The sequence below is a fragment of the Desulfovibrio sp. TomC genome (genome assembly GCF_000801335.2).
Taxonomy (GTDB): domain Bacteria; phylum Desulfobacterota; class Desulfovibrionia; order Desulfovibrionales; family Desulfovibrionaceae; genus Solidesulfovibrio.
On record NZ_JSEH01000031.1, the window covers coordinates 29,485 to 41,198 of the forward strand.

Sequence of the window (11,714 nt, forward strand, 5' to 3'; positions counted from 1 at the left end):
CCTGCCTTGGCCTCGAACGCCTGAAAAAGGCCCTGCTGCGGCGGGGCCTTTTTATTTGGAATACTATTCCTTATATGCCTTAAAAAGGAATCAGTCCAATTCCCGGGCGGTCCAGATGCAACGACCGATGATTTCGAAATCGTCGGCATCGGACACCAGCAGGATGTTGGCGTCGCTGTCCGAAACGATGCCGAGCTGGCCGCCGACGTCCACCAGCCGCTTGATGTACATCTGGCCGTTGTGGCGCAGGTAGTAGACCTTGTTTTTTACGAACTGGCGGCGGCCTTCGTCGATGAGCACCACCGATCCGTCGGTGATGGTCGGTTCCATGCTGTCGCCAAAGGCCCGGATGGCGGTCATGTATTCAGGGTTGCCCTTGGACCGGATCCAGTCGGTGCGAAAACTCAGGTAGGTCAGCGTGCGGTCGCCGGTTTCGGTGGACCCCCCGCCCATGGAGGCCGTGGCTTCGCGCAGCGGCACCTCGGTATACACCGACTCCCGCGTTTCCCGGGAACGCAGGTCCCGCAATATGGAGCGCAGGGCGGCGTGCTCTGCGCCGGTTCCCCGGCCGCCGGCCCCATCGCTGCCGCCGTAGGCCGGTTCGCGCACATGGAAGCGCCGCGTCGCCGGCCCTTCGGCCGGGTAGGGCATGGCTTCCAGGCGCTGTCGGCCAAGGGTCAGCAGGTCTTCGTAGGGCAGCTCGAAAAACTCGGCGAACCGGCGGCGCAGTTTGGCCTTGGGCACCTGCTTGCCGGCCAGAATCTTGCTCACATAGCCCTGGCTCACCCCGACAAAGGCGGCCAGCTCGCCCTGGTTGGCCTCTTCCTCGGCGGTCAGTTCCACCAGGGCCTTCCAGAACTGCTGGTCCTCCTCGGTGCGAAAAGGACCCTCTTCCGGGGTGGGTTGGGGCTGGTCCGGACGTATCATCATGGGATTGTGCCCCAGTCAGGGAGGCAATGTCCATTCCTTTTTTGGAATATTATTCTTGACAAATATTCCAATTAGGAATAATTCGTCACGCAGGCAAGGCCGCTGTTCCACCCAAAGACCACGGAGACGGTTGCAATGCGTGAAGCCGAGTTGGAGGCCACATTGGCGCAGAGCCTGGGAGAAGAAGCCGCCCGGGCTGCTCTGGACGCCCTGATCGCCGCCTGGGGCGGCTGCCGGCTGGATATTCCAAACGGGACATCGTCCCGCAAACGCCGGCGCGATGCCGAGATCCGGCGACGCCACCGCGACGGCGTGGACCTGTTCGCCCTGCGCGACCTGTACGGGTTGTCCGACCGCCATTTGCGGCGCATCCTGTACACAACCCATTAGCCGGGCTGCGGCCCGCCCTGCCTGCCGCCGGACCGCCTGGTCCGGCGGTTTTGTTGATGGGGGAGTGCGGGAGAAGGGGAAGAAGAGCCTCCGGCGGCCGGGGGCCTGAGGCCCCCGGCCCCCCCAAAGGGGTTCAGGGGGACGGCGTGAACCCGACGGTGGTCGGGAACGGGAAAAATGATTCCGCCGGGGCTGGGCAATGCCGCCGTAGCGCAGGCCTGACAGGAACCACCGTTGTTGCGCCGTCCGACAGTTGCGCTGTCCGAAGCCTTGGGGGTCTGGGCGCGGCCCTATAAAATCGGCGCAAACAGGCGGCTCATCATGACGCCGGTTTTGAACAGAAAAGACCGGTCGGTGTAATCATCGGCCGTGGCCCGGACGCATCGGGCAAAATCCGTGCGCAGCATGGCCTCGACGGCGGCAATGAATCCCGGGTGGGCCACGGCCAGGGTGATTTCAAAGTTGAGGCGAAAGGACCGGTTGTCGCAGTTGGCCGTGCCCACGCTGGCCATGGTGTCGTCCACCAGGATGACTTTTTGGTGGAGAAACCCGTCCTGGTAGCGGTAGAACTTGACGCCCAGGGTTTCCAGGTCGGTCAGATAGGAAAACGATGCCAGATAGACCAGGTGGTGGTCGGCTTTTTGCGGCAGCATCACCCGGACATCCACGCCGCGAAGCACAGCCAGTTGCAGGGCCGAGACAATTTCCCGATCCGGCACGAAATAGGGAGACACGATCCACAGCCGGTCCTTGGCCGCCGAAATGGCCTGGAAAAAAAACAGGTCGCAGGATTCGATGTCGTCAGCCGGCCCGGAGGGCAGGACCAGGGCCGACATCTCCCCTCCCGGGGCCGGGCGAAGCTCCCAGGCCAGGGTCGGCGTCTCCCGGGTGGCCCAGTACCAGTCCTCCAGGAAGCTCAGCTGGACCAGGGCGGCGGCCGGTCCCACGATCCGGACATGGGTGTCGCGCCAATGCCCCAGGCGGGGATTTTGGCCGAGATATTCGTCCCCGACATTGTGCCCGCCGAGAAAGGCGGTGACGCCGTCGACCACCACGATCTTGCGGTGGTTGCGGAAATTGAGCTGCAGGCGGTTGCGCCAGCCAAGCGTGGTGTTAAACGGGGAGATTTTCACGCCGGCCCGGGTCAGGTCGGCAATGTAGCCGGGGTCCAGCTTGTGGCAGCCGATCTCGTCGTAGAGCACGCGTACCGACACCCCGGCCCTGGCCTGGGCGATAAGCCGGTCCTTGAGCCGGCGGCCGAGGACGTCGTCGCGGATGATGAAAAACTGGACCAGGACGTAGGACGTCGCCGCGTCGATGGCCGCGAAGATGGCCTCGAAGGTGGCCTCGCCGTCAATGAGCAGGCGCACGTCGTTGCCGGCGGTAAAGGGCAGTTCGGCCAGCCGCTCCAGGACCGGGAAAAGGCTTGGCAGACCCGGGGCGTGGCTGTCGGGGAAGGCCCGGCCGGCGTTTAATTCCGGGGCCATGGCATTGACGATGCGGTCGCCGGCCCGGCGCGAGGCCACGTAGCCCTGGAAGCGGTTGCGCCCGAGAATCCAGTACAGCGGCACAGCCACGTAGGGGAAGGTGATCATGGCCATGACCCAGGCCAGCGCCCCCTGGGACGACCGGGCGGTGAAAAGCGCCCGGGCAGCGGAAGCAACGCCGATAAGGTGGCACAGGCCAAGAATGACAAACAGCAAAGGCCCTCCCCGGCCGGCAGCGAGAAGACGCACAACGGCGTATTGTTCTTGACCGGCCTTTGCATCGTTCTATACGCACAGAACAGTTCCGGCAAGAAACGCCGTGATCCCACGCACCCCAACCGGAGACATCCATGCACGAACCGCTGATCAATCTGCCCTTGGCCGCCCCGGTCTACGCCGGCGCAACCCTGGTCGGGCACGTCGAACACGTCATTGTCGATCCCTCCCATGGCCGGGCCACCTGGCTTGTGGTGCGCGAAAAAGCCCTGCCCAACACCCTGCGTCTGGTTGCGGAGAAGTTCGTGACGACCAGGAACGAGGACGGTGTGCATCTGTCCTGCGATGCGGCCAAAGTGGCCGGCATGCGCGAATACGTGATTACCGACTACTACCCGCCGTCGTTTTTCCTGCATCTGGCTGCGGATGAAAAGTGCAAGCTGCCGCTGGCCCCGTCGAGCTGGACCGTGGAGCGTCCGGCCACGCCGCAAGGCTCCGTCGCCCTGACCGGGCACGAGGCGGTCTGGGCCACCGACGGCAAGGTCGGGAAACTCGACGGCGTCCACGTCGAGGCCCACACCGGCCGGGTGGTCGAGTTGCTGCTGCGCCAGGGCCATCTGTGGGGCGCACGCGAAGTGGCCATCCCGGCCGGGCTGGTGGCGGCCTATGAAGACGGCCTGGTGCGCCTGACCGTCGATACCGCCGCCGTCGGTGCGTTGCCGTCGGTGTAACGACGAGAGAGGGGGAGGCTGGAGGCAGGAGAAAGAAACGCGCCTCCGGCGGCCAAAGGGACTGAGTCCCTTTGGAATCCCCTCCTGGGGGGAGTTTGATTTGACCGAGTACGCCGTCAAATCGGCGGGCGGAAGTTCGGCAAGAGAAGATGGGAAAAGAGGCGGGGCCGTACCCTGCGGCGTTTGGCCTTGACGAGAACCGCGGTTGCTTTGGGCTCCTGGCCGCTTTCCACTGGTTGCGCCGCCGGCGCAACCGAACATCCGGCTCAACGGATGGGATAAAACGCAAAGCCGGCCCGTCTTCCCTGGTGGGGAGGACGGGCCGGCTTTTTGGGTGGCGTCGGGGCGTGTCTGCCAACCGGCCAGGGAGCGGCCAGCGCGCCGCCGGGGCGTTAGTGGACGCGCTTGCCCGGGGGCGGCGGGGCATCGGCCTGGCTGACGAAAAAGCCGCTGCTGTAGGCCATGGCCTCGCTGGCGCAGACCTTGACGGCGTCGAGTTCCAGGCCCAGCCGGCGGGTCAGCTCCGAGAGCCTGCCCCAGTCCGAGTCCTCGATGCACTCGGCCAGATCGAGCAGGGGCTGGTATTCGTTTTGCGAGTCCCGGCGCAGGGCGGACTTGAGCTTTTCATCCAGGGGCAGATGTTCGGCCACCTTGGCCATGGGCAGGCCCAGGATGGCGTCGAGCAGGGAAAAAAGTCCGAGCAAAAAGAGCGTGCTGGGATTGAAGTCCCAGAAGTCGTAGCGCATGGTCACCAGTTCCATGAGCCGGGCGCGCTGCAAGGACAGTTCGGCCAGCTCCCGGGGCATGTCGCCGCCCTGGGACATGTCGGCCAGAAGGACCGCCCGCAGCCAGTTGCGGATTTTGATGCTGCCAAGGACCATGATGGCCTGGCGGATGGACTGGATTTTTTGCGGAAACCCGAAGGCGGCGCTGTTTAGGTAGGACAAGAGCCGAAAGCTCACGGACACGTCGGCGGAAATGGCCTCGGCCAGGGCGTCCACGTCCGGGTCCTCGGACTCGATCAGGGTGAGCAGCTGGAACCGGCTCATCTGGTGGGAGGTGAGCTTTCGTTCGGCGATAATCTCGGGTTCCTTGAAGAAGCGGCCCTGGAAGAGGGTGAAGCCGGCGGCCTTGAGGCTTTCGAAATGGTCCAGGTTGGCCACCCGCGAGGCCCATAAGGTGGCTTTGCCGCCCCCCTTGCGGGCGCGGGCGGCGATGGCGGCCGGATCGCCTTCCTGGCCGGCGTCGAAGCACCACAGGTCGGCCAGTTCGGCCAGCTCCGGCAGGTTTGGGTGGGCCGGCCCGACGTCCACGGCCAGGGAATAGCCGTCGCTGCGAAGCCGGCTGGCGGCGTCGAGGACGGCCTTGGCCTGGGTGATCCGGCCGGTGAATTTGACCACGCCGTGGGCCGGGGGCAGGGCATAGGGAGCCTGGGCCAGGAAGCCGGCCTCGTCAAACGGGGCCACCACCTTCTTGCCGCGTTCCACCGCGTGTTGCACCCCCATGTAGGAGGTGGAGGCCAGGGAGCCGGCCAGTTGTTCCTGGTCGGCAAAACAGACGGGGGCCGTGCAGGCTTCGGCCCCGCCCTGGATTTCGTAGCCCCACAGCTTGCGCTTGACGTCAAAGAGGGCTTGTTTGGTGAAAAAAAACGGACTGGCGCTCTGCTGGCCGCTCTCGCTCATGATCGACCCCGGTCTTGGTTGACGTTTGGGTGCGGCTAAACCAGGCTGGTTTGTCCCAAACATGCCCCAGGCGCGCGGCGTTGACAATGGTTTTCCTGATTCAGTTGCCGGCGTCGCCGGATCAGGTCCGACCGTCCGGGACCGGCTGGCCGGCGGCTTGCGGCGTGGGCAGGGTGAAGGTGAAGGCGCTGCCCCGGCCCAGGGTGCTTTGCACCTCAATGCACACGCCGTGGGCGAAAAGCACGGCCCGCACCAGGGACAGGCCCAGGCCCAGGCCGCGGTTGGACCGGCTTTTATCCGCCCGGTAGAGGCGGTCGAAAATGCGGGGAATCTCGTCGGCGAGCATCCCTTCGCCGGTGTCGGCCACCCGGACCGCCACCCCGTTGCCCACCTGGGTGGCGGCGATGGTCACCTGTCCGCCCGGGGGCGTGTACTTGACGGCGTTGTCGAGCAGGTTGGCCAGCACTTGCCGCATCCGGTCGGCGTCGGCCACCACCGGCAGGGGACCTTTGACCTGGCCAAGCAGGGACACCTGTTTGGCCTCGGCGGCGTACTCGTAGAGGTCCAGGGCGTCGGCCACCAGGACGGCCATGTCCACCGGCCCCAGGCGCAGGCGCATGGCCCCGGTCTCGGCTTCGGAGATGTCCATCAGGATGCCGAGCATGGACACGATGCGCCGGGTTTCCTCGGCGCAGTCGAGCAGGGCCTCGCGCAACTCTTCGGGATCGTTTTTGGTGGCCGCCGCCACTTCCACGGCCGCCAGGGTGCGGGTGGCCGGCGTGCGCAGGTCGTGGGCCACGTTGTCGAGCGCCTCGCGCATTCCGGTGATGAGCGTGCGGATCTTGTCCAGCATGGCGTTAAAGAGCCGGGCCAGTTCGCTCAATTCGTCGTCCACCCCCACTTCCGGCACCCGGGCGTCCATGCGGCCGGTGTCGATGGCCCGGACGGTGTCGATCAGGTCTTTGATCGGGGTGAGCACCCGCCGGGCCAGGATAAAGCCGGCGGCCAGACCGATCAGGGCCACCGGGACCATGATGCCGGCGAAAATGACCCGGAAGCGGGCAAGGAGTTCCTCGCGTTCGCTGGCGTCCTTGCCGAGATAGACGGCCCCGCCGCCGGGCAGGGTGCGGCAGGCCACTTCGGTGAGGCTGCCGGCTTGGGTCGGATCGGGCAGGAAAAACCACTGGACCGATTGGTCCGGGACGATGGGCAGGATTTGGGGCAGCGGCGGGGTCTCGTCCGGGCCGAAGTTGATAAGAGGGGCGCCGTCCGGACTGTCCACGCGCAGCAGATACTGCTCGATGTCGATGTTCTCCCGTTCCAGGCGCAGAAAATCGACCAGACCGGTCAGACCCTTTTTCTGGCTGACCGAGGCGTATTCCCGAAGCTTCTGGGTCATGGCCGCCCGGTCGCCCTCGCGCACGGCCTGGGAGAGCAGGGAATAGGCCAGCAGGAAAAGCGTGACGGAACTGGCGATGAAAATGAGGGAATACAGGCCGGTCAGGCGAAGGGTGGTGGATCGGAACAGCGGCTGCCTATTCCTTGAGAACATACCCGACCCCGCGCAGGGTATGGAGCATCTTTTTGTCGTAGTCCCGGTCGATCTTGTTGCGCAGCCGGCACACGAGCACGTCCACGAGATTGGTCTGGGGATCGAAATGGTAATCCCAGACATGCTCCATGATCATGGTCTTGGAGAGCACCTTGCCGGGATTGCGCATGAAGTATTCGAGCAGGGCGAACTCCCGGGGCTGGAGCTGCACGGCCGTCTCGCCCCGGGTCACGTCCCGGGTGAGCAGGTTCATGGACAGTTCGCCAACCGTCAGCCGGGTCGGTTCGGCGGTGCTGGTGGCCCGGCGGATCAGGGCCTGGACCCGGGCCAGCAGTTCGGCAAAGGAGAAGGGCTTGGACAGGTAGTCGTCGCCGCCGGTCTCCAGGCCCCGCACCCGGTCTTCCACCGACCGCTTGGCCGACAGGATGATGATCGGGGTCATGATCTTGCGCCGACGCAGTTCCTCGATCACCTTGAGCCCGTCCATGCCCGGCAGCATCACGTCGATGATGGCCACGGAATAGGGTTCCGTGGCGGCCAGATGCAGGCCGTCCGGACCATTGGCGGCATGGTCCACGGCAAAGCCGCTCTGCCGCAGGCCTCCCAGGATGAATGAGGCGATTTTCTCATCGTCCTCGACGAGGAGGATGCGCATGGGGCGGTCGTCCTTTGGGCTGATATCGGCGTTCGGGCTGGCGGGCGCCGGCGGCCGTACGGGTTGAGTCTCTTTATACATACCTGGGCACATAATGACCAGGGGCCGGTTCGGCCATGACTTTCAGCCTTTTTTCATTTCTGTAATTGCTGGGTAAGAAGGAAGTAACATGCTGAAATGTTCCTGAAAATAGCTTTCAGGGTTGTAATGGGAGCGTAAGCGGCCGGCAAGGGAGCGGACCCTAGACAGGAGCCTGTCGACACGTCGGCGTTGTTGCCCCGGTCGACGCAGGAGGGCAGGCCCCGCTGGGGGAAGCCTTTCTGGTCGGTAGGGGGGAGTTTTCAGTTAAAACGTTTATCGTCCAATGGGAGATTATAGCATGAAAAAGGTCGTCATCTTCACCGTCGTGTCCTGCCTGCTCGCCACCTCCATGGCTTTCGCCGGCACCAAGAAAAAGACCAAAAAGACCACCAAGGGCGACACCAGCAGCTACTCCGAAGTGCTCAAGGCCAAGAAAAAGACCAAAAAGTCCACCACCACCACGACTCCCGCCAACTAGACCTTTTTCGTGGCCCAAGCGGGAGTGGCCCGCCATATATCGCTGTGCCGTAAGGCCGGGGCTTCCCCCGGCCTTTTTTGTGGCCTGCGGCGCGGGATCGCAATCCTTGGCCCTGGATTGACAAAACGGGTGGATTCGCGCACTTTTGGGCATTCACGAGCGCCTTGCCGAAAAGCCGCCTGCGGCCGTCGCAAGGCGAGTGCATTTGCTTTTGCCCAAAGGAATCGGTGCGTCCATGGCCATGATCGAATTTCATAACGTCCAGAAATGGTACGGCGATTTCCATGTGCTCAAGGGCATCACGGATTCCGTGGACCAGGGCGAAGTGCTTGTCATCTGCGGCCCGTCCGGGTCGGGGAAATCCACCCTGATCCGCTGCGTCAACCGCCTGGAAGAATACCAAAAAGGCCATATCCTGTTTGACGGCCATGACATCCACGGCGACGACGTGGACGTCAACCGCCTTCGCTGCGACATCGGCATCGTGTTCCAGCAGTTCAATCTCTATCCCCATCTGTCCGTGCTCAAAAACATCACCCTGGCTCCGATCAAGGTCAAAAAGATGGGGCGCAAGGAAGCCGAGGAGCTGGGGCTGGCCCTCCTGGAGCGCGTCGGCATCCACGAACAGGCCAAAAAATTTCCGGCCGAACTCTCCGGCGGCCAGCAGCAGCGCGTGGCCATTGCCCGGGCCCTGGCCATGCAGCCCAAGGTCATGCTCTTTGACGAGCCGACCTCGGCGCTGGACCCGGAAATGATCAACGAAGTCCTGAATGTCATGAAGGATCTGGCCCGCGACGGCATGACCATGCTGTGCGTCACCCATGAAATGGGCTTTGCCCGGGAAGTGGCCGACCGGGTGATTTTCATGGACTTTGGCGAGATACTGGAAAGCGCCCCGCCGGTGGAATTCTTCCAGAACCCCCGGCATGATCGCACCCGGCTTTTCCTCAAGGAAATTCTCTAGCGCCAAAGCGGGCAGCAGCCCGCGAACCCTCAAAATGTCTGAAAGGAGGCTTCCATGCGCATTGCAGCCCGGATCATCGTCCTCGCCTGCCTGCTCACCCTTGTTGCGGCCATGCCTGCCCTGGCCGGCAAGCTCGACGACATCAAGTCGCGCGGCACCCTTGTCGCCGGCGTCAAGGACTCCCAGCGTCCCTTCGGTTTCGTGGATGAGAAGACGAACCAGATCGTGGGCTTTGAGATCGATCTCATGGCGGCCCTGGCCCAGCGCCTGGGCGTCAAGCTCGATACCAAGCCCGTGACCTCCTCCACCCGCATCCCCATGCTCACCCAGGGGGCCGTGGACATCCTGGCCGCCACCATGACGCATAAAAAAGAGCGCGAAGACCAGGTCGATTTCTCCATCACCTATTTCATGACCGGCCAGAAGCTGCTCGTCAAAAAAGACGGCGGCATCAAGTCCGTGGCCGACCTGGACGGCAAGAAGGTCGGTTCCGTCAAAGGTTCCACCTCTGAACAGAATGTGAAAAAGGCCCAGCCCGGCTGCACCGTCATCTCCTTTGAGACCTACCCCGAGGCCTTCCTGGCCCTCAAGCAGGGCAAGGTCCAGGCCATGACCACTGATGAGTCGATCCTGGTCGGCATCAAGAACAGCGACGACAAGCCTGAAGCCTGGGACATCGTCGGCGACTACATCTCCCCCGAACCCTACGGCCTGGGCGTTCCGGAAAATGATTCCAAGTTCCGCGATTACGTCAACCTGGCTCTTATGGATATGTGGGCCAAGGGCGAATACCAGAAAATTTATGAAAAGTGGTTCGGCAAGGACACCAAGGACTACATCCCACTGACCTGGAAGATGGAGTACTGGCCGTAGCCGCTGCCGGGTAACGACGTTTGCACGCGGCCGGGGGACATTCCTCCGGCCGCCCTTGCGCCGGGCGCATCCCGGCCGGCTTTTGGGGAAGACTCTTGGCGTATCAATTTGATTTTGGACAGGTGGTCAGCGGGGAATACGGCCAGTGGCTGCTTTCGGGCCTTTCCACCACGCTGCACATCTCCGGCATAGCCATTGTGCTGTCGCTTGGGCTTGGCACGATGGTGGCCGTTATGCGGCTGTCCAAGGTGCGCCCGCTGGTCTGGGCTGCGGCCATCTTTACGGAATTTTTCCGCAACACGCCGCTTCTGGTACAGATTTTCTTCTGGTATTTCGGCTCGTACAGTGTCCTTCCCGAGGCGGTCAACCAGTGGCTCTACGCCCGGGATTTCGAGTTCGCCTGTGGCGTTATTGCCCTGACCGTCTACACCGCCGCCTTTATTGCCGAGGAAATCCGTTCCGGTATTTTTTCCATTCCCAAAAACCAGCTCGAAGCCTCCCGGGCCTGCGGCCTGTCCTTTATCCAGGCCATGGCCTACGTGATTTTGCCCCAAGCCTTCCGGGTGATTATTCCACCCCTTATTTCCCAGTTTTTGAACCTGATCAAAAATTCGTCCCTGGTCATGACCATCGGCGTCATGGATCTCACCTACATGGCCCGGCAGATCGAGGCCCATACCTTTCACGGCTTTGAAGCCTTTACCGTGTCCACAATGATGTATCTCACGATCTCCCTGATCGTTTCCCTCGGCGTCAACCTCTACAATCGGTACGTGCTGCACGTCCGTTCACGGTAGGAGGCTGACGATGCATTGGGACACCGTTTACAAAAATTTCGACTACCTGCTGGTCGGGGCCTATCCGCAAGGACCGCTTGGCGGGTTGGCCATGACCGTCATGCTGGCCATCGGCGGCATCTTCGGGGCCTTCTGGCTGGGCCTTGGCTGCGGTCTCATGCGCATCTCCGGCAAACGCCGCCTGCGCTGGCCGGCCATGTTCTTTATTGAGATCATCCGGGGCACGCCGCTTCTGATGGTCGTCTTCTGGTTTTATTTCCTGGCTCCGGTGCTCTTTGGCCACAGCCTGCCCGAAGCCCAAAGCGCACTCATTGCCCTGATCGTCTTTACCAGCGCCTATATCGCCGAGATCGTGCGGGCCGGGGTCGAGGCCCTGCCCAAGGGCCAGATGGAGGCGGCGCGCGGCTCGGGCCTGTCCCATGTCCAGGCCATGGTCTTCATTATTTTGCCCCAGGCGCTCTTCAACATGATTCCGTCCTTCGTCAACCAGTTCGTTTCCTTGACCAAAGACACCTCGCTGGCCTTTATCATCGGGGTCAACGAGCTGACCAAGGCCGCAACCCAGGTCAACAACCGCACGCTGACCGCTCCCACGGAAATTTTCATCACCATCGCCCTGCTCTATTTCGTCATCTGCTACTGCCTGACGGAATTTTCCCGCTATCTCGAACGCCGCATCAACCGCTACCAGGCCCGGGGCCGGTAGAGGGCGAGGGCGAGGGCGGAGGCGAAGGCGAAGATGCCTCCGGCGGCCGGGGCTTTGCCCCGGACCCCACCGGGGGGATGATCCCCCCGGACCCCTCGCCGGGAGAAGTTTTTAAGGGGGTATGGCAGACGTCGCACCCTGCCCCGTAAACCCTTGCCTTCCAGGAAGGATT

Annotated in this window: 12 protein-coding genes; 7 read left to right on the top strand and 5 right to left on the bottom strand. The window is 63.1% G+C overall.

The features are described 5' to 3' along the window. Positions 1-90: 90 nt before the first annotated feature. Positions 91-930, bottom strand: a complete 840-nt coding sequence (locus NY78_RS20065; RefSeq protein ID WP_231584053.1) for an XRE family transcriptional regulator — start codon at positions 928-930, stop codon at positions 91-93. A gap of 135 nt (positions 931-1,065) precedes the next feature. Between NY78_RS20065 and NY78_RS20070 the strand changes: the two genes are divergently transcribed. Beyond that, complete coding sequence (locus tag NY78_RS20070) at positions 1,066-1,320, top strand: Mor transcription activator family protein (RefSeq protein ID WP_043640180.1); 255 nt, start codon at positions 1,066-1,068, stop codon at positions 1,318-1,320. Positions 1,321-1,610: 290 nt separating this feature from the next. Here NY78_RS20070 and cls read toward each other — a convergent pair whose 3' ends face one another. Then, a complete protein-coding gene (gene cls / locus NY78_RS20075) occupies positions 1,611-3,023 on the bottom strand; it encodes a cardiolipin synthase (RefSeq protein ID WP_043640181.1) in 1,413 nt (470 codons plus the stop codon). Positions 3,024-3,157: 134 nt separating this feature from the next. Between cls and NY78_RS20080 the strand changes: the two genes are divergently transcribed. After that, on the top strand, positions 3,158-3,754 hold the full coding sequence (locus NY78_RS20080; RefSeq protein WP_043640183.1) for a hypothetical protein: 597 nt from the start codon (positions 3,158-3,160) through the stop codon (positions 3,752-3,754). A 392-nt stretch (positions 3,755-4,146) separates the two neighbouring features. Here NY78_RS20080 and NY78_RS20085 read toward each other — a convergent pair whose 3' ends face one another. From NY78_RS20085 to NY78_RS20095, 3 genes are all read right to left on the bottom strand, one after another. After that, positions 4,147-5,436, bottom strand: a complete 1,290-nt coding sequence (locus NY78_RS20085) for an EAL and HDOD domain-containing protein (RefSeq protein ID WP_043640184.1) — start codon at positions 5,434-5,436, stop codon at positions 4,147-4,149. A gap of 121 nt (positions 5,437-5,557) precedes the next feature. Continuing rightward, positions 5,558-6,988 carry a sensor histidine kinase gene (locus NY78_RS20090; protein ID WP_043640185.1) on the bottom strand — a complete coding sequence of 477 codons (1,431 nt, stop codon included), beginning with the start codon at positions 6,986-6,988 and terminating at the stop codon, positions 5,558-5,560. Beyond that, a complete protein-coding gene (locus NY78_RS20095) occupies positions 6,972-7,643 on the bottom strand; it encodes a response regulator (RefSeq protein ID WP_043640189.1) in 672 nt (223 codons plus the stop codon). The genes NY78_RS20090 and NY78_RS20095 overlap by 17 nt, the downstream gene beginning before the upstream one ends. Before the next feature lie 379 nt (positions 7,644-8,022). Between NY78_RS20095 and NY78_RS20100 the strand changes: the two genes are divergently transcribed. The 5 genes from NY78_RS20100 to NY78_RS20120 all read left to right on the top strand — a co-directional run bounded on the left by NY78_RS20100 (position 8,023) and on the right by NY78_RS20120 (position 11,542). Further along, on the top strand, positions 8,023-8,202 hold the full coding sequence (locus NY78_RS20100; RefSeq protein ID WP_043640191.1) for a hypothetical protein: 180 nt from the start codon (positions 8,023-8,025) through the stop codon (positions 8,200-8,202). A gap of 235 nt (positions 8,203-8,437) precedes the next feature. Next, positions 8,438-9,166, top strand: a complete 729-nt coding sequence (locus tag NY78_RS20105) for an amino acid ABC transporter ATP-binding protein (RefSeq protein ID WP_043640194.1) — start codon at positions 8,438-8,440, stop codon at positions 9,164-9,166. Positions 9,167-9,220: 54 nt separating this feature from the next. Continuing rightward, positions 9,221-10,039, top strand: coding sequence for an ABC transporter substrate-binding protein (locus NY78_RS20110; protein WP_043640197.1), 819 nt, complete (start codon positions 9,221-9,223; stop codon positions 10,037-10,039). Between the two features lie 95 nt (positions 10,040-10,134). Continuing rightward, a complete protein-coding gene (locus tag NY78_RS20115; RefSeq protein ID WP_043640213.1) occupies positions 10,135-10,836 on the top strand; it encodes an amino acid ABC transporter permease in 702 nt (233 codons plus the stop codon). A 10-nt stretch (positions 10,837-10,846) separates the two neighbouring features. After that, entirely contained in the window at positions 10,847-11,542 is a 696-nt protein-coding gene (locus NY78_RS20120) for an amino acid ABC transporter permease (protein WP_043640200.1), read from the top strand. Positions 11,543-11,714: the final 172 nt, after the last annotated feature.

Excerpts from the sequence above, each read along its gene's own strand:
- NY78_RS20065 (WP_231584053.1), bottom strand. The coding sequence starts at position 930 with ATGATGATACGTCCGGACCAGCCCCAACCCACCCCGGAAGAGGGTCCT.
- NY78_RS20070 (WP_043640180.1), top strand. The coding sequence starts at position 1,066 with ATGCGTGAAGCCGAGTTGGAGGCCACATTGGCGCAGAGCCTGGGAGAA.
- NY78_RS20080 (WP_043640183.1), top strand. The coding sequence starts at position 3,158 with ATGCACGAACCGCTGATCAATCTGCCCTTGGCCGCCCCGGTCTACGCC.
- NY78_RS20085 (WP_043640184.1), bottom strand. The coding sequence starts at position 5,436 with ATGAGCGAGAGCGGCCAGCAGAGCGCCAGTCCGTTTTTTTTCACCAAA.
- NY78_RS20090 (WP_043640185.1), bottom strand. The coding sequence starts at position 6,988 with ATGTTCTCAAGGAATAGGCAGCCGCTGTTCCGATCCACCACCCTTCGC.
- NY78_RS20095 (WP_043640189.1), bottom strand. The coding sequence starts at position 7,643 with ATGCGCATCCTCCTCGTCGAGGACGATGAGAAAATCGCCTCATTCATC.
- NY78_RS20100 (WP_043640191.1), top strand. The coding sequence starts at position 8,023 with ATGAAAAAGGTCGTCATCTTCACCGTCGTGTCCTGCCTGCTCGCCACC.
- NY78_RS20105 (WP_043640194.1), top strand. The coding sequence starts at position 8,438 with ATGGCCATGATCGAATTTCATAACGTCCAGAAATGGTACGGCGATTTC.
- NY78_RS20110 (WP_043640197.1), top strand. The coding sequence starts at position 9,221 with ATGCGCATTGCAGCCCGGATCATCGTCCTCGCCTGCCTGCTCACCCTT.
- NY78_RS20120 (WP_043640200.1), top strand. The coding sequence starts at position 10,847 with ATGCATTGGGACACCGTTTACAAAAATTTCGACTACCTGCTGGTCGGG.